Source organism: Bradyrhizobium oropedii (assembly GCF_020889685.1).
GTDB classification, from domain to species: Bacteria; Pseudomonadota; Alphaproteobacteria; order Rhizobiales; family Xanthobacteraceae; genus Bradyrhizobium; species Bradyrhizobium oropedii.
Map to the genome: position 1 here is coordinate 14,361 of NZ_JACMYO010000095.1, position 17,286 is coordinate 31,646.

At 64.7% G+C, this 17,286-nt stretch carries 16 protein-coding genes and 1 pseudogene; 4 read left to right on the plus strand and 13 right to left on the minus strand.

Annotation, left to right across the window (positions count from 1 at the left end):
- Positions 1-7: 7 nt before the first annotated feature.
- Positions 8-940: a DUF1186 domain-containing protein gene (locus tag H8A95_RS24795; RefSeq protein WP_229185463.1), complete on the plus strand. Its 933-nt coding sequence runs from the start codon at positions 8-10 to the stop codon at positions 938-940.
- 35 nt (positions 941-975) lie between these two features.
- Here H8A95_RS24795 and recQ read toward each other — a convergent pair whose 3' ends face one another.
- Together recQ and H8A95_RS24805 are read right to left on the minus strand one after the other, a co-directional pair.
- On the minus strand, positions 976-2,844 hold the full coding sequence (recQ, locus tag H8A95_RS24800) for a DNA helicase RecQ (protein ID WP_229185464.1): 1,869 nt from the start codon (positions 2,842-2,844) through the stop codon (positions 976-978).
- A gap of 171 nt (positions 2,845-3,015) precedes the next feature.
- The gene (locus H8A95_RS24805) at positions 3,016-4,236 is read right to left on the minus strand and encodes a DUF2235 domain-containing protein (RefSeq protein WP_229185466.1); all 1,221 of its coding nucleotides are present in this window, start codon (positions 4,234-4,236) and stop codon (positions 3,016-3,018) included.
- A gap of 100 nt (positions 4,237-4,336) precedes the next feature.
- Here H8A95_RS24805 and H8A95_RS24810 point away from each other — a divergent pair, with 100 nt between their 5' ends.
- On the plus strand, positions 4,337-4,573 hold the full coding sequence (locus H8A95_RS24810; protein ID WP_229185468.1) for a hypothetical protein: 237 nt from the start codon (positions 4,337-4,339) through the stop codon (positions 4,571-4,573).
- On the plus strand, positions 4,570-5,097 hold the full coding sequence (locus tag H8A95_RS24815; RefSeq protein ID WP_229185469.1) for a hypothetical protein: 528 nt from the start codon (positions 4,570-4,572) through the stop codon (positions 5,095-5,097). The genes H8A95_RS24810 and H8A95_RS24815 overlap by 4 nt, the downstream gene beginning before the upstream one ends.
- Before the next feature lie 18 nt (positions 5,098-5,115).
- Here the strand turns inward: H8A95_RS24815 and H8A95_RS24820 are convergent, their stop codons facing one another.
- From H8A95_RS24820 to H8A95_RS24865, 10 genes and pseudogenes are all read right to left on the minus strand, one after another.
- Positions 5,116-6,492, minus strand: a complete 1,377-nt coding sequence (locus H8A95_RS24820) for a vWA domain-containing protein (protein ID WP_229185470.1) — start codon at positions 6,490-6,492, stop codon at positions 5,116-5,118.
- A 5-nt stretch (positions 6,493-6,497) separates the two neighbouring features.
- A pseudogene (locus H8A95_RS24825) lies at positions 6,498-7,444 on the minus strand (AAA family ATPase).
- 194 nt (positions 7,445-7,638) lie between these two features.
- The gene (locus H8A95_RS24830; protein ID WP_229185472.1) at positions 7,639-7,962 is read right to left on the minus strand and encodes a hypothetical protein; all 324 of its coding nucleotides are present in this window, start codon (positions 7,960-7,962) and stop codon (positions 7,639-7,641) included.
- Positions 7,963-8,131: 169 nt separating this feature from the next.
- Positions 8,132-8,764 (minus strand): HAD-IA family hydrolase, encoded by a 633-nt coding sequence (locus H8A95_RS24835; RefSeq protein ID WP_229185473.1) that lies wholly within the window; start codon positions 8,762-8,764, stop codon positions 8,132-8,134.
- Positions 8,765-8,919: 155 nt separating this feature from the next.
- Complete coding sequence (locus tag H8A95_RS24840) at positions 8,920-9,606, minus strand: methyltransferase family protein (protein ID WP_229185475.1); 687 nt, start codon at positions 9,604-9,606, stop codon at positions 8,920-8,922.
- Between the two features lie 98 nt (positions 9,607-9,704).
- A complete protein-coding gene (locus H8A95_RS24845) occupies positions 9,705-10,046 on the minus strand; it encodes a hypothetical protein (RefSeq protein WP_229185476.1) in 342 nt (113 codons plus the stop codon).
- A 36-nt stretch (positions 10,047-10,082) separates the two neighbouring features.
- Positions 10,083-10,262, minus strand: coding sequence for a hypothetical protein (locus tag H8A95_RS24850; protein ID WP_229185478.1), 180 nt, complete (start codon positions 10,260-10,262; stop codon positions 10,083-10,085).
- Positions 10,263-10,319: 57 nt separating this feature from the next.
- On the minus strand, positions 10,320-10,607 hold the full coding sequence (locus H8A95_RS24855; RefSeq protein ID WP_229185479.1) for a hypothetical protein: 288 nt from the start codon (positions 10,605-10,607) through the stop codon (positions 10,320-10,322).
- Between the two features lie 77 nt (positions 10,608-10,684).
- Positions 10,685-13,141, minus strand: coding sequence for a S8 family serine peptidase (locus H8A95_RS24860; RefSeq protein ID WP_229185480.1), 2,457 nt, complete (start codon positions 13,139-13,141; stop codon positions 10,685-10,687).
- A 352-nt stretch (positions 13,142-13,493) separates the two neighbouring features.
- On the minus strand, positions 13,494-14,168 hold the full coding sequence (locus H8A95_RS24865; protein ID WP_229185481.1) for a LuxR C-terminal-related transcriptional regulator: 675 nt from the start codon (positions 14,166-14,168) through the stop codon (positions 13,494-13,496).
- A gap of 440 nt (positions 14,169-14,608) precedes the next feature.
- On the opposite strand from H8A95_RS24865, the gene H8A95_RS24870 reads away from it, so the two are divergent.
- The gene (locus H8A95_RS24870; RefSeq protein WP_229185482.1) at positions 14,609-15,370 is read left to right on the plus strand and encodes a S1 family peptidase; all 762 of its coding nucleotides are present in this window, start codon (positions 14,609-14,611) and stop codon (positions 15,368-15,370) included.
- A 178-nt stretch (positions 15,371-15,548) separates the two neighbouring features.
- Here the strand turns inward: H8A95_RS24870 and H8A95_RS24875 are convergent.
- The coding region (locus H8A95_RS24875) for an acetate--CoA ligase family protein (protein ID WP_229185484.1) at positions 15,549-17,286 on the minus strand (1,738 nt) is incomplete at its 5' end.

A 17,286-nucleotide genomic window follows, 5' to 3' on the forward strand; every position in this document is an offset into this window, starting at 1 on the left:
AAGTTCCATGAAAAAGGAAGAAGTCGAAGCCATCCTCGAGCAAGGCGATCTAGGGCCGATCGAAGATTATCTGGACGCGATTGCCACTCAACCGCGGCTGCCTACCCTTGCGGTCGGAATGTGCCTGCTCAGAATGGAAGAGGCGGCGCCCCCGTTGCGGGCCTTGGTCGCTCGGGCCGCGAACGGCGAAACGCTCTCCGACGACGAAGTCGTGCTGCTCTTCCGTGGCCTGTATATTCTCGGTGGCGGCCGCGACAAGCAAGTTTGCCGGGACTTGCTCCGGTTGCTGCGCCGACCTGAAGCTGAACTGGATGATCTGCTGGGCGATGTTGTGACGGAAAGCATGGCGCGTATCGTTGCCGGTGTGTTCGACGGTGACGTCGAGGCGTTGTTGGGTCTGATTGCGGATCGATCAATCGACCAGTTCGTCCGCGAGCAGATTCTCGGCGCGGCGACCTTCCTCGTGTGGAACGGAAGCATTCCGCACGGGCGGATGCGGCGCCTGCTGGTGGCATTCTACGAGCAGGAATTCGCCGAGAAGGAGGACCAGGCCTGGTTCGGTTGGCAGCGGGCAATCGCCTTGTTGGCGGTGCGCGAGCTGGCACCGCAGGTGCATCGTGCAATCGATGATGGTCGCATCCCCGAATGGATGCCCGGACACGACGAATTTGAACAGGATCTCGCCGAGGCGGAGCAGAGACCCGGGGACGTTAGTCGCTTCGAGGAAGCTCACCTCGGCTATATCGAAGATGTTGCCGATGCATTGGCATGGACTGAATACGACGAGGTCGGAGATCACCTCACCGACGATGATTTCGATGGGGAATGGGCGCCCACGGAGCCTGTGAGAAATCCTCTGCGCCACGTCGGGCGCAACGATCCATGCCCGTGCGGAAGCGGCAAGAAATACAAGAAATGCTGTCTCGCCAATCAGGCCTGAGCTACGACTCAGAAGTTCCCTGAATCCACGGCTGTTCAGCCGTCGTTGGCCTTCACAATCCTGATCAGCTCGGCGCCGTAATGCTCGAGCTTCTTGTCGCCGATCCCGGCGATGTTGCGCAGTTCGTCCAGCGTGTCCGGACGCATCGCGGCGATGCCGTCGATGGTCGAATCGTGCAGCACCACATAGGCCGGCACGCCGCGCTGCCGCGCGACCTCCGAACGCCAGGCGCGCAATGCCGCATGCAGCGTCGGGTTCGCGGCACCGCCGGGGCTGTCGGCCGCCGCCGCGAGGTCGCCACGGCGTGACTTGCCGCGGATCGCGCGGTTGCGCGCGCCTTCCGGCTGCTCGCGCAGCATCACCGCGGTGTCGCCCTTCAGCACGCCGCGGGCGCTGTCGGTGAGCTTCAACGCGCCGAAAGCGTCGCTGTCGGCGCGCAGATGGCCCATCGCCACCAGCTGGCGCAGCACCGCGCGCCATTGCTTCTCGTTGAGCTCGCGGCCGATGCCGAACACCGACAATTGGTCATGATTGAACTGCTTGACCCGTTCGGTGAGCCGTCCGACCAGCACGTCGATCAAATGCATGGCGCCGAAACGCTGCCCGGTGCGATAGACGCAGGACAGCAGCTTCTGTGCGAGCACCTTGCCGTCGCGGACGCGCGGCGGCGTCAGGCAGTTGTCGCAATTGCCGCAGCTTTCATCGCTGCGCGTCTCGCCGAAATAGCCGAGCAGCCGCTGCCGCCGGCAATGCACGGTCTCGGCGAGTGCGACCAGTGCGTCTAGCTTGCCGACCGAGACGCGCTTGAAGGCGTCAGAGCCGGTCGATTCATCGATCATGCGGCGCTGCTGCACGATGTCGGAGAGACCATAGGCCATCCACGCGGCCGACGGCTTGCCGTCGCGGCCGGCGCGTCCGGTCTCCTGGTAATAGGCCTCGATGCTCTTGGGCAGATCGAGATGCGCGACGAAGCGCACGTCGGGCTTGTCGATGCCCATGCCGAACGCAACCGTTGCGACGATCACAAGGCCGTCCTCATTGAGGAAGCGGTCCTGATGCCGCGCGCGCACGCTGGCATCAAGCCCGGCGTGATAGGGCAGCGCCGGAATGCCGGCCTCGCTCAGCGATGCCGCGACGTCCTCCACCTTGGCGCGCGAGAGACAATAGACCACACCGGCGTCGCCGGCATGCCGCTCCCTGATGAAGTTCTTCAGCTGCGTGGTGGCATTCTGCTTGTCGACGATTTCGTAACGGATGTTGGGTCGATCGAAGCTTGCGACGAATTCCGGCGCGTCGGCGAGCTGTAGCCGCTCGGCGATCTCCTTTCGCGTCAGCGCATCCGCGGTCGCGGTCAGCGCGATGCGCGGCACCTTGGGGAAGCGTTCGGCGAGTGCGGACAGGCCGATATATTCCGGGCGGAAGTCATGGCCCCATTGCGAGACGCAATGCGCCTCGTCGATCGCAAACAGCGCGATCTGCGCCTGGCCGAGCAGATTGAGGCAGCGTGGCGTCAGCAGCCGTTCGGGCGCCACATAGAGCAGGTCGAGATCGCCGGCGAGCAGCCGCCGCTCGACCTCGGAGGCCTCCTGATAGGACAGCGTCGAATTCAGTACCGCGGCGTTGACGCCGGCCTCGGTGAGGCCCGCGACCTGGTCGCGCATCAGCGCGATCAAGGGCGACACCACGATGCCGCAGCCATCGCGCAGCAGCGACGGCAGCTGATAGCACAGCGACTTGCCGCCGCCGGTCGGCATCAGCACCAGGCAATTGCCGCCATTGGTGACGTGGCGGACGATCTTCTCCTGCGAACCGCGGAAGCCCGACAGGCCGAATACGGAACTGAGCACGGATCGCGCGTCGCGAGGCGAATCGGATGCGCGATCGAGGGCGGGCTGGGCGGTCATGATCCCTGGGAGGATGATTCGAGTTCCCGGGTCGAACGATTCCGGAACGAAACGTGTTAATACACCGTCCCACGATAAACTCAATTCAGGCAATCGGCGCCCGTCGCTCGCCCATACGACCGGCTGACCCAGCTGCACGCGGATCGGGATGGCTGATCGATGCGTAGCGCGTCAGGCCGTCGGAGCGAGCGGTCCCGGTGGCGGCGTCATCTCCTCGACCTCGTAGGTCTTCGGCAGATTGATCGGCTTGTAGGTCGGAACCTTCTCCATGCGTTCCAGCACCGAGCTATGGATGATTGCGCCGTCCGGAATCGACCGTGGCTCGCCGCGCGGCAGATAGAAGCCGAGGAAGGATTTCCGCTCCGGCCATTCCTTCCATTTGTCGCTCTTCGGAATCCATTCCAGGATTTCCCAAGCGCCGGTCAGCGAATTGTGCAGCGGCGCCGTCGCGCTCGGCGGCAAATAGTCGTGCGTGTGCGGCGGCAACGGCATTCCCCAGGCGAGATGATCGATCAGCGCCTGATCCACGTGCAGCCCGGCGGCCTTGGCCTGTGCGAGCATCCAGATCAGCGGAAACTTCGACGGCCCGCTCCGGTCCTCGGGATAGCCGCCGCCGACGTCGGAGTGCACGCCGGCGAACCAGACCTGGCGGATGTCCTGCTCCACCGCGGTCGTCGGATCGAACGGATCGGAGCGGAATTTCTGCGGCTCGACCCAGCGGTTGAGGCGGAACATGCGCCTGCGTTCGTCGATCGAGATCGCCTGGCGGAACCGCCTGACGCTGGAATTGGTGCGGGTGAACAGCAGGGTCTGGATGTCGAACAGGAAGTTGTCCTGCCGGGGCACGATGATCGAAGCCACGGTGTCCCAGACGCCGACGAATTCGATGTCGATGTTGCGGCCGCCGGCGATCTGGCTGAAGTGCCAGGCTTCCTTCAGCGGCGCATCGTCGAACGTGCCGTCGGACTTCTGCGCATCGGAGCTGGTTTTCTTGTAGGTCGAGAAGGCGTAGCCGGCGAGGTCGAGTTGGTCGACCGGCAACAGGCCCATCACATGGACGAAGGCTGCCAGCACGCGCACAGTATAGGCACCGCGGCTGAAGCCGAACATCCAGACCCGGTCGCCGGGCTCCCACGTCCGGCACAGGAACTGGTAGGTGCCGAGCGTGTCCTCGTCGAGACCGGCGCCGAAGGCCAGCCCGAACAAGCCGCGCACCTGTTGCTTGAAGCGGCCCCAGCTGTTCTGCAGGCCGATCGTGCCAAGGCCCGGATGATAGTAGATCCGCTGCCGGTCACTCTTGTCGGCGACGCGAAACAGCTTCAGGATGTTGGAAATATTGGCGCCGATCTCGTTGCCGGTGCCGTCGCAACAAATCACAATATCCTTCGGCATCCGTTGCCCCCGCGGCCGCCGTGAAAATTGGTGGCCTCAATGTACGGCAGAGCATGGGGGAGATTCAATCTCCAATTGAAGACGGTTTGGTGTACGCGGCGTGACCGCAGGCCGAGTTGCTGAAGTTTGCGGCATCGGGATCGGCTGTGCGCTCGCTCCGCACAGCGTTGGTAGAATTCAATTGCAACACCTTGGAAAAGGTGGAAATCTGCTCGGCATCATTGTTGTATTGCGTCGATATTTTTCTCCCTTCCAGGGATTTTCGCCGGTGCGTGCGATCATCTTGCCTGCTGCTTCCCGCAGCTTCCCGGACAACGACAGGAACGGATCGGCATGAGCCATCAAGCTCTCGTGACGATCATTCTCGCGGGGCTGGTGGTAAGTGCGTTCGGACTGTTCTGGTGGGTCGGCAGCTACTCCGATCGGGTTTTTGCCAACAGGTTCCGTACCCGTTTTCCAGAGAAGACGCTGAGCTACAGCGGCGACCAGCTTGGCGAACTGGTGCAGTCCGACCTTCGGATGAAGTACGTCTTTCCGATCTTGTTCCCGCTCGATCTCATCGTCATGCTGGCGCTGGCGGGCGCGATGGGCGCGGCGTCATCGCACTGGCTCAACCAGATCTATCCGTCAGCGGCGTGGCTCGGTCTGGTCGTGCCGGCGGTATACCTGCTCAGCGATCTGATCGAGGATTGCCTGCTGGCATGGCTGTTGCTGCACGGCGACCCGCATGCGGCGGCGCGATCGATCTCGGTGCTGAAGGCGATCACGACGATCAAGCTCGTCAGTGTCTCTGCCTCTATCGCGCTGACGGCGATTGCATTCGTCGGGTGGCTGTTCCACAACGAGTCGCTTGCGATCTAGGCAGTTCGGCCAAGCGGCCTACTGATACGTCGCGACGATGTCCGAGACGGCGCGCTCGAGTTGCCGCGCGGTCGCGCATTGGCGCACCACGGTGCAGAAGGTCGCATAACGCGGCATCTCGGAATCGCCAAAGCCCCAGATCATGCGGCCTTCCGGGTTGAGCCACACCAGCCGCTTGGAGCGCTCGCCGATGCGGCGCAGGATGTCGGCGCGCGGATCGAGGTTGTTGCTGCGGGCGTCGCCGAGCACGATCACGGTCGTCTGCGGCGTGATCGCGCTCATCCAATTGTCCTCGAAATCGGCGAAGGAATTGCCGTAGTCGGACGAGCCGAAGCCGACCTTCGACATGATCTCCTTCATCGCCTCTTCCGGCGATTTCGATTCCAGGATGTCGCTGACCTCCATCAGGTGCCCCGAGAAGGCGAATGAGCGGACGTCGTCGACGACCTCGTGCAGGCTGTGGATCAACAGCAGGAAGAAGTCCGAAACGCGGGCGACCGAACCCGAGACGTCGCACAGCGCAACGATTTTCGGCCGGTCGCGATGCTTGCGCTTCCACGCAGTAAGGAACGGCACGCCGCCCCAGGCCGCGTTCCGTCTCAGCGTGCGGCGGACGTCGAGATGGCCGCGGCGCTGGCGCTTGCGCGGCTTGGAATAGCGCTCGCGCAGCCGTCGCGCGATCTGGCGGATCAGCGTACGCATCTGCTCGACCTGACGCGGCTCGATCCGTGCCAGCGGCGCGTTGCGCAGGATCTCGTTGCGCAGGTTCTCCGTTTCCTCGCGGCCGTAGAGCAACAGCGCCTGCGAGACCGTGTCGCGAACGGTGCCGCGCAGGCCGTTGAGCGCCTCCTGCAGCCGCTCGGCGAGCGCCGGATTGCGCGTCGTCAGATCGTCGATGTCGTCGCGCAGGCGCTGGATGCCCATCGCATCGAGGATGCGGGTCTGGAAGATGCCGCGTTGGGTGAAGTAGCGGATGTCGGGCAGCGACGCGGCGCCGGAAGCGTTGGCGATCGCCGTCGATATCGCGGAGCGATCCTGCGACAGCAGCATCTGCGCCAGCGACCCGACATTCTCGTTGGCCGCACCGCCCGCCGTATCGCCGTGCTCATCGGCCGACGGGTTGGCGCCGGATTCGTTGTCGTCGTCCGTCTTGTTCTGCTCCGCGCTTTCTTGCTGCGGCTCGGGCTGGCTGAAGAACAGGTCGAAGCATTCGCCGAGCGAGCGCTTCTCGTCCTGCGTCTTGGCGAGCGTCAGCAGGAACGTGTCGCGCAGGATGTCGCGGTCGGCAAAGCCGACCTGGGCGACCGCCCGCATCGCATCGATGCTTTCGGCGGGCGAGACCCGGACCCCGGCTCCCCGCGCCGCACGAAAGAAGCGATGCAGGTTCTCGCGCATCTTGATTAGCTGAACACGCCTTGGCGCGACGCCTTGGCGATGAAGGACGAGATCTGCGGCGTCGCTGCCTCGATATCGGCCTCGTATTTCAGCAACACGTTGAGCGTGTCCTTGACGATCTCGTGGTCGAGCTCGCTTGCCTGCAGCAGCACCAGCACACGCGCCCAATCGATCGCCTCGCTGACCGAGGGCAGCTTCTTCAGATCCAGCGAGCGGATCTCGTGAATGAAGCCGACCATCTGCTTGCGCAGCGTCTGCGAGATGCCGGGCACCCGGCTCTCGACGATGCGCTCTTCCAGTTTCTGCTCGGGAAAGCCGATATGCAGATGCAGGCAGCGCCGCTTCAAGGCATCGCCGAGATCGCGCTCGCTGTTCGAGGTCAGGATCACGGTCGGCGGCGCCACCGCGGAGACGGTGCGAGCTCGGGAATCGTGACCTGGAAATCCGAGAGGATCTCCAGCAGCAGCGACTCGAATTCCGCGTCCGACTTGTCGATCTCGTCGATCAGGAGCACGCAGCCGGCCGGCTGCTCCAGCGCCTGCAACAGCGGTCGCGGCTCGACGAACTCCTTGGAGAAGAACACGTCGCCGAAGGTGTGGAGTTGGTCGAGCGCAGCGGCCAGCGTCTGTGCGCCGCCGAGCACTTCGCCGAGCTTGTCCTTGAGGATCTGCGTGTAGAGCAGCTGCTTGGCATACTTCCACTCATACAGCGCCTTGGCCTCGTCGAGGCCCTCATAGCATTGCAGGCGGATCATCTTCATGCCGCGCCATGCGGCGATCGCCTTCGCCAGCTCGGTCTTGCCGACGCCGGCAGGGCCCTCGACCAGGATCGGCTTCTCGATCTGCTGCGACAGATAGACTGCGGTCGCGATCTGCCGGCTCGCAATATAGCCTTGCGCGGCGAGGCCGCTTTCCACGGCCTCGATCGAGGCGGTGGGCCTGGTGTCAGCCACGAGGATCAGCTCCGAATTTGCCTTGAACTCGGACCTGTTCTGCGCCCGTTGCGAGCAAAGCACAAGGCTCGTTTGGCCCGCAACGGCATGGGGTTAGCGCATGGTTCCGGGTATTCCGCCGAGCGCAATACGCCGTGGAGGCCGTAGCCCGACGGAGCGAAGCGCAATCCGGAGAAGTCTCTCCCGGGCCGTCGTCAGCTCGCGCAGCTCTTCACGAAATCCTTGCGCTGCGGGCCAACGATCTTCTGGTCGATCGCCTGCTTCAGGCAGTCGAGATGCGCCTGCGCCATGCAAAGCTGCATCTGGTCGTGCCGGTCCTGACCCTTCAGCGCCTTCGCCGCGCTCTGGCAGGCCGCACGCTTTGCGCCGGGCACGGGCGCCGCCGCCGACGTGCTCTCCGGTGCGGGAGTTGCCGCCGGCGCTGCGGTCGATGCGGGGGCGGATGGTGATTGCGCGAACGCTGCGACCGAGACCAGCAGCGAACCAGCCGAGACAAGGGCGACGACGAGACGTTTCATGGGATGTGCCTCCGCGGGCATGCGCCGGACCGCAGAGCGGTTTCCGGGCGATCATGCTCAGACCAGGAAAGGGATCACGATGCGATGTCACGATCGCGCCGTGACCCAGGGGAGCACGACAATTAGAAGCCGCCGCCTGAATGCGGCGTGAATATGCCGGGAGGCCGCTTCACCTCAGCGTGAGGCCGATCGCGGCCTCGAGCTCGCCGATTGCCTGCGTGGCGTTCGCGACCTTGATCGTGGTCATGCCCATCTCGCGCGCCGGCTTCAAATTGACGCCGAGATCGTCGAGATAGACGCAGTGCTGCGGATTCACCTGCAGCGTCTCCACCATCATCCGGTAGATGCGCGGGTCGGGCTTGCGCAGGCCGATCTTCGCGGACTCGATGACGTGGTCGAACAGCGACATCACCTCGGCGACATAGAGCGTGCGCCCGCTGTGGCTGCCGATCGCGTTCGACGGCAGATTGTTGGTGATGCAGCCGGTCTTGAATTTCGCCTTGATGCGCTTCAGCGCCTCGACCATTTCCGGGCGCAGGTCACCGGAGAGCAGCGGCAGCACGTCCTTGCCGCGCACCTCGGCGCCGAGCGCCTTCGATTCCTTGGCGAACAGCACGTCGAACGCGTCGATATCGATCTCGGCGCGCTCGAACTTGGCCCAGGCGTTCTCGAGATGGTTGGCGGCGTTGGTGCGGCGGATGATGTCGATCGGCAAACCACGCTCGGTCTCATAGCGCGCGAATGCCTCGAACGGCGAGGTGGTCAAGACGCCGCCGAAATCCCAGATCACTGCTTCGATCATCAATGTCCTGCCCGTTGCAAAGCGGCGGCTTCGCCTCGGGTCGTCCGGCCGTCTGGCAGGAAGACAGGGAAACGCGCGTCCTGCCTTCTTTATGAGAATTGCCGCCGGTCAGGCAAGCCGCCAGTTTGCGGCAAACTCCGCCACGCGGAACCAACTCACCAGACCATCGGCACCAGGCGGTAACGCACGCGCGCGAGATAGTCGGCATAGCCGTCGAGCTCGGCGGTGAGCATCCGCTCCTCCATCATGGACCTCAGGCCGAGCAGCGCCGCCATGACGGGCACGATGGCGAGGCCGTACCAGGATCCCAGCAGCAGCGGAGTGCCGAGATAGGTCAACAGGCCGCCGGCATAGATCGGGTGCCGCACACAGGCGTACGGTCCCGTGGTCACCGCAGTGTGCCCGCGCTCGCGCTGGATCTTCACGACCGGCGCCGCGTAGCTGTTTTCCCGGTAGGTCCGGTAGACGATGTAAAAGGACGCCGCGATCATCAGCGCGCCGGCGCATTGCGGCCAGAACGGGACGAGCGATGTCTGGTAGCGCACCGCGTCGAGCGCCATCAGTGGCAGCCACATCAACCACAACAACGGCATGATCGATGTGATGACGCGGTCCCACCCGACCTGGCCGCGTGAAGTGCGCCGCTCCGCCAACAGCCCCGGATCATGCCTGGCGAGCCAGGCTTCGGTGATCAGCCCTCCGATCGTGATCTCGAGCAGGAACACCCAGGCGCCGGCCCATCGCATGGTGCCGGCTGCGAGAAACAACAATGTCCCGAGGCCCACAAAGGTGAAAGCGGCGCGGCGCAGCTTGATGCGAGGGGGATTGCTGGTCTCGTTCATGTCTCTCTCCGACGAGCGGCAACGGCCGCACCGCCGGATCGGGCGGGCCGTTGCGTGCTTGGCAGCCGATCGAGGCCTGGCTCAGTGCGAGCAGCCGATCACGGTCTGCGGGTCCAGTTTCGCGCCTGTCCGGAATAGACCTTGCTCGGCAGCGCGCGCGCCGTGGGATCGAGCAGGATCTTCATCGCGGTGTTGAGTCGCGCTTCCGAACGCGGCGACCCATCATGGCGCAACTGCTGCGGAGCACCGGGGCCTTGCGGCGGCGCCATGTAGGCCGACGTTGTCGGCGGAGTGGGGGTGGTTGCGATCTTCGGACGGGCGACGAGAGCTGCCTCCAGCGGGCGCCGCGCCTGGGCAATGCTTGAGGCTGCGGATGGTGCTTCCGCCGGCGGCGGCGAGGCGGCGCTGTCGGATCCGGAATTGCGGGGCGTTTTTGCCATGGCATCGGCTCCATAGGTTCGGTGATGACGACGACGTCAAGATTTGTCCTCGTCGGATGTGGTACGTTTGGCGATGATCGGGTTGCGATCGCTGATCGCGGCGAGCAGCGAGGCGTGGCTCACAACTGACGACACGACGATTTTTCCGGAAGGCTCGATCCGGCGACCGTTGTGCTGTTGTTGCTGTGGGCTCCTGGCGGTGGATTTCTGCATCATGTCGGCCTCCTCGAGGGTGGGGTGGGGCCCGACAGCGCCGGGCCCCGAGTTTGGCGATCAGATGCCGAAAGCACCGAGAACGCCCGGCAGCGCCTGCGCGACACCGCCGAGGATATCCGTCCAACCCTGCGGGTTGACCGACCCGTTGGTCGCCACTTCGGCAATCCGCTTCGGACCGCGCTCGATGCCCTCACACTGGATCGGGCTACGCACGCTGCCGAAGGTCTCAAAGTCGTTCCTTGCGTACATGTTCAGCTCCTTCTTTCGGTTTGAATTGACGGCAACTACGGGAGGTAGGACCGACCGGGGCAGCCGTCGCTGGACGTCGCCCAGGAGATCGCTCATCGCGTCGATCCCCTGGACCACGTGACGCTAATTCGCGCCACGTTCTGATCTCCTCCGGACGCAGAGGAGCAATCGCGTCAATAGACCTGCCACTGCCGCAGCGGCCCGACCGCTACCGGCACCACGTCGCTCACGTCGATCGTGTACTGATAGACTTCGCGCGCCTGGGTCAGGACCTGCGTCGGGTTGAAGAAGCGGTAGGTGACGTCGTGGCAAATCGATTCCGGGCGGCAGATGACGCTCTGGTCGACTTCGACGGTGTCGAGCCGCAGGCCCTTCTTGGCGACGTCGGTGAAGATCTTCCGCGTGTTGTAGGCATTCATCGCGGAATAGTTCAGCGCCCGATCCTGCGGCGAGAGACCGACATTGCGGAATTCGTTGTAGATCCGCTCGAGGAAGCCCTCGGCGCCGGCCGGCCAGGTGTCGGGATCGGGTCCGAACAGCGTGTAGAGATCCCACTGATAGAAGCCGCGCCAATCGGTCACCAGCGTCGGCACGACGGTGCCGTTCAGGAGCTTGGTGGTGTTGGTGCTGTCGACCCAGCCGGCCATCGAGACCCGCGCGACGCCGCCGCGCGGCGGGAATGCCGGGGGCGTGGTCGGTCGCGCGGCGTCGGCAGCGGCCGCCGTCGCCGTGGCTGCGGTCCGGGTCGTCGAGGGATCGTCATGCGAGACCTCTTGATGCCAGAGCGCCAGGATCAGTGCGGCGAAAAACCCGAGACCGAACACATCGAGCGGCTTGATCGCATAGATCGGGATCGAATCGATCGTCATCGTCCAGGTGATGGCGTCGGCGTCCGGGAAGTTGTTGCCTGAGCCGGGCGGCGTTGCGTACTCGCCTTCCGGCTGGTTCAACAGATAGCGCGCCATGATCGCCGGATTGTACGGCGCCGAGGTATCGCCGGAGCGGTCGCGCTCGGGACCGAACACCGGATCGCCGCGTCCGATCAGGCTGTCGCGCCAGTTGGCGATCGCCTGCACGAAGTAGTCGAGGCGGGCTTCCTTGCCAAAATCGTAGAACAGCCTGCCGATCGGGAAGGCGAGCTGACCGGTGGACTCGGCCGAAACGCCCTGCGGACGCATGCCGCCGCCGCAGCCGCAGCTCTTCTCGCTGGTTCGAACCGCGGGTGCTTCGTACATCGGCAGCGCCTGGGGCATTGCGACGGGAAGCGCATGGCTCGGCATCAGCGCAGGCAGCTGCTGCGGCTGCAGCCAGGTTTGCGGCATCATGCCAGCCGCCGGCGTCTCCATCTGCGGCATCATCATCGGCGGCATGACCATCTGCGGCGCCGGTGCCGGCATCCAGACCATGTCGCCGCCCGCATGGGGTGCGTAATAGGGATAAGGCGTGGGCGCTGCGATAGGCGCGGCGCTGACGCCATGATCAACGGGGGCCGCCATGGCCGCAGGTGCCGCCGGCGCGGCAGGCTGCGCCTCGCTTGGCATGATCCCGGCGCTGCTTCGCAGGACCGAGCCGTCCGGCCCGAAAATGCGCGGAGCCGATGGTGCAGACATTGCTGATAGATCTCCCATGGAACCCTCTCTGGTTGCAGTTGGCTGAGCGGCGGATGACGGTTGGACGAAAGGGCGCGCGGACACTCCCCAGAAGCGGGGAGACGCGGCCGTGGCACCCGACGGCATGACGGCGTCCGCCTGCTCGCCAAGCAGGGCGGCGACAGCCGCGGGAATATCGAGCCGGCCGGCGAGGCAGCGCGAGGCGCTGCCGTCGTTGCGGCAGGGCACCGCGCTTTCGAGCAGCGCGGCACGGACGGCTTGCGGATCGGCCTTGCGTCCGTTCTGACGCAGGCATGAGAGCAGCAACGCGACGACGCCGGTGACGATCGGCGCAGCGAAGCTCGTTCCGGACCGCAGGCTGACATTGCGGACCGGCGAAGCGCCGGCGATGTTCTCGCCCGGCGCCAGGATGCCGTTCTCGAGATAGGCGTCGCCGAAATTGCTGAACGGCAGCGGGTTGCCGGCCAGATCGCACGCGCCGACCGCAAGCACCGAAGACAGGCTGCCCGGCACCTGGACGCAGCGGCAGCCGTCATTGCCGGCGGCGGCGACGATCAGCTTGCCGGCGCGTTCGCAGGCGCGGACCGCATCGACCAGAATGCGATCGGCCTGTCCGGTCGCGGATTGCTGACCGCTGCTGATGTTGATGATGTCGGCGCCCACCGCCAGCGCCTGGTTGATCGCAAGCGCCAATGTGCTTTGCGAGGACGGCTCGATCTGTCCGGCGGCATTCTCGCGATAGATCGAGAACACGGTTGCGCTGCAGTTCGGCGCGACGCCGAGCACCGGGCTGCCGGGCGTCCCCATCAGCACGCTCGCGACATGCGTGCCGTGCTCGGACTGGATGATTGATGAAGACGGCGCGACGAACTCGCCGCCCATGGCGACACGGGCCTGCCTGAGCGAGGGATGATTGAGATCGACGGGGCCGTCGATGATCGCGATCTTCACCGCGGGGTCGCCACCCGACGTTCTCTGCCACAAGGCAGCCAGACCAGCGATGTCGGCAACTGGATTCATGAAATCGATCCTGGCCGATCTGCTGCGAATTCGTGCAGCCGATCCGTCTTCCACGGCAATCTGCAACCGCGCAGCGAACGAAAAGAGCGGCATGTCGCTGCGTTGGTGCTGTTGTGGCAGGTGTGCCGCGAAAGGCCTATTCGCCGCGGTGGATCAGAAAGGATCGGGCCGATGATACGGATCGAGCGATCCATGAGATGGATCCTGCGCCTCGAAGGATCGATCAAAGGGTTTAGTCGGGATCGATCTCACGGCGTGATGGGGTGCGAATGCGCGCAAAGCCGCGCCGCATCTGCGCACCAATGCGTGCATGCGCTGCGGTCAGTCGAATACGGAATTCAGGTCGCTGGTGTCAGTCGAGCTCGCGGCGGCGATCGAGAGCCGGCGCAGATGATGCGAGCCACGGCGCTTCGCGGACCCGCCGCATCGCCTGCGCCCGGCGCGGCAGGCCGAGCTTTTGCAGCACGTGATGGACGTGATGCTTGACGGTCGCAAGACTGAGATTGAGATCGCGTGCGATCTCCTTGTTCGACAGGCCCTGTCCGATGAGCTTGAGAACCTCGCTTTCGCGGCGCGTCAGTCCCTGGTCCGCATCGATCGTATCCGTCTGACGCTCCATGCAAAACAGCGCGCGCAGCAGGCCGCCGGAAATCTCGGCGCTGCAGGCGAGCCGACCTGATGCGACGTCCGACAATGCGCGGCAGAGCTCATCGAAGCTGGCGTTCCGGGAAATATAGCCGCTGAACCCGGCCCGGCCGCAGCGAACCACGTCACGGCGGTCCTCGTTGAGGCCGAGCGCCACCAGCGCAATCTCCGCATGTTCGCTCGCAATCACGCGTACCTCGTCGAGATCAATCCCCTGTGTGACGTCGATCAGGATGACATTCACACCGCCGGCCTCGAGGGTGGTGCGCAGGCCGGCGAGATCGGAAACCGCAGCCTCAACGGCAAACTCGGCGTGGTTCCGGAAACTCGAGGTAAGCCCCTCGCTGAACAGCCTGATCGGCGTGACGACCGCGATCCTCATCATTATCCTCGAACTCAACGAAATGGCGGATGAAAAGCCGTCTGAAGGTCAACGGCACCGGCATCCAGAAAGTCATGAAGGTAAGTATGCGGTATGCTGCCAGAGGTTGTATTATTATCGGATCGAAACTATCGCGCAGATGCGCGCAGGATCAAGAGATGCAGTTCACATTAGTGCAACGTCGCGGAGCGCGCAGCCCGCGATCGCATATGTTGCATATCGCGACAGGCCGTCGATGCAGGGCGCGTGCGCGCGATGACAATGCAGGAAATCCGGCGGTGACTTCAACGCCGTAGTTATTGACGGCTAGATATTTAGACAATTGACGCGTGCCGGCCCGAATGCTCTGTACGACATCGCGTGTTCTCCGAGGCTCGGTGTGAGCGACGCAATGTCGCGCTTCGGACGCGTCCGGTTTCAATGCAGGTCGACGGGGATCCATGACGAGTTTGATTCGAGCGACAGCCCTTCTGACCCTGTTGATGGCAGTGCCGGCCTTCGCCATCGTCGGTGGCGGCGCGCCATCGACGGATGGCGTTGCGCGCTCCGTCGTCACAATCGTCGGTTCGCGCGGCAATTTCTGCACCGGCGCCCTGATCGCGCCGAGGGTGGTGCTGACCGCGGCGCATTGCGTGCAGCCCGGTGCCGACTACAAGATCGTCGAGTATGGCGCGGACCGGCAGCCGAAGCTGCAGGACGTCAAGACTGTCGCGATCCATCCCGGCTTTCGGATGCAGGCCATGACCAATCATGTCGCGACCGCCGATGTCGCGCTGCTGCAGCTCGCGGTGCCGGCCGCAGGCAAGGCGCCGGCCGCGCTCGGCATGCCCAACATTCCGATCCAGGTCGGCGGCCGCTTCACCATCGCGGGCGTCGGCGTCACCGTGCGCGGCGACGGCAAGAGCGGCGGCGGCGTTCGTGTCGTCGGCCTGGTCGCGAGCGGCAAGCCCGGCACGTTGCAAATCCGTCTCGTGGACCCGGTCGGGCAGGGCGTGCGCGACGGGCTCGGGGCCTGCACAGGCGATTCTGGTGCTCCCGTGTTCGAGGACAAGCAAGGCGGGCCCGCAATCGTCGGCGTGGTGAGCTGGTCGACCGGCCCGAACGGCACCGCCGGCTGCGGCGGCATCACCGGCGTGACGCCGCTGACGCTCTATCGTGACTGGGTGATGCAGACCGCGCAGCAGTGGGGTGCGAGCTTCTAGCTCTTCGAGCAACTGGTCCGGTCGAAGCCCGTCATCCCCGCGCAAAGGCTCCGCCTTTGTCGCTGGAGGTGCGAGCGGAGCGAGCCTCGAAGGATGGACGGCCCAGCTCTCGGCCGTGCATCCTTCGAGGCGCGCTACGCGCTCCTCAGGATGACGGGGAAAGACTGGGCGCCCGACCCTAATGCCCCGCGGCCTTGTTCGCGGCGGCGTTGTTCAGCACGATCAGGCCGTCGACGGCGACGCCGAGCTTGCTGTTGATCAGGAACGGGTTGACGTCGATCGAGGCGATGCGGCCGGCGGCGTCCGCCATCAGGTTGGAGAGCCCGACCAGCGCCTTCACCGCCGACGGCTCATGCAGCGCGGGCTTGCCGCGATAGCCCTTCATCTTGACGCCGGCCTTGGTCTTGGCGATCAGCTCTTTCGCCTCGGCGGCATCGAGCGGTGCGCCGGCCAGCGCCACGTCCTTCATCAACTCGATGTCGACGCCGCCGGTGCCGAACAGCACCACCGGGCCCATCTCGGCATCGAGCGAGGCGCCGACTACGAGCTCGAGATCGGCCTTGACTTGCTGCGCGATCAGGATGCCCTCGATCTTCGGCTTGCCCTTCAGCTTCTTCACCCGTGCGGTGATGTCGTCGAACGCCTTCTTCACCTCGGCAGCATTGCCGAGATTCAGCACCACGCCGCCGATATCCGACTTGTGCAGAATGTCGGGGCTGACCACCTTGGCGACCACCGGAAAGCCGATAGCCTTGGCGATCTTCACGGCCTCCGCCGCGGTCTGCGCCACCTCTTCCTTCGAGATCGGGATGCCATAGGCCTTGAGCAGCTTCTTCGAGGCAACCTCGTCGAGCGCCGCGGCGCCGTTGGCAGCCTTCAGCGTCTTCTCCAGCACGGCGCGCGCCGACGCCTTCGAGCTCGACGCGATGTCGGGCACTTCCTTGCGCAGACCGGCATATTCGATCAGCGATTTGATCGCGCCGACCGCGCGGTCGAGGCCCTGCATGACTGCGATGTCGGGCAGCGACTTGCGCAGTCCCTTGGTGAACTCGGTGAAGCCGATCGACATCGCGCTGATGTAGATCACAGGCTTGTTGGCCTGGGCCGCCATGTCGTTGACGATGCGCAGATTGCGCTCGCGCAGCTCGTGTGGCGCCTTCGGCAGCTCGGCATCGATGATGACGATGTCGGTATCGGGATCGTCGATCATGATCTTGATCGACTTCATGTAGACGGAGGGATCGACAACCGCGGCAAAGCCGGCGTCGAGCGGATTGCCGACGATGCTGCCGGGTCCGAGCATTTTTGCGAGCTGCTCCGATGCATTCTCGCTCAACGGTGCGAAGTTCAGCCCGGCGGAATAGAACGCGTCGATCAAAAGGCCGCGCTTGCCGCCCGACAGCGACACCGCCGCCAGCCGATTGCCCTTCGGCGGATCGGCATGGACGAAACACTCGGTGGTTTCGATCAGCTCGTCCAGTCCGCGCACCCGGATCACGCCTTCGCGGGTCGAGATCGCATCGAAGGTCTCGATCGAGCCGGCCAGCGCGCCGGTATGCGCCATCGCAGCGGCACGGCCGCCTTCGGAGGCGCCGAGCTTGAGCGCGATCACCGGCTTGCCGGCGGCGCGCGCGGCCTTGCAGGCATCGCGGAATACTTTGGTGTTCCGGACGCCTTCGAGATAGACCACGATGACGCGGATGCCGGGATCAGCGGCGAAATAGCTCATCAGGTCGGGGGTCTCGAGACCGGATTCATTGCCGGTCGTGACCATGTAGCCGACGCCGACGCCGCGATCCTCCAGCGCCTGGCGGATCGCCATCACGATCGCGCCGGATTGGCCGGCGATCGCCACCGCGCCCTGCTCCATGGTGACGATGCGGTCGTCGATGTTGGTGAACAGGTTTTCGCCGGCA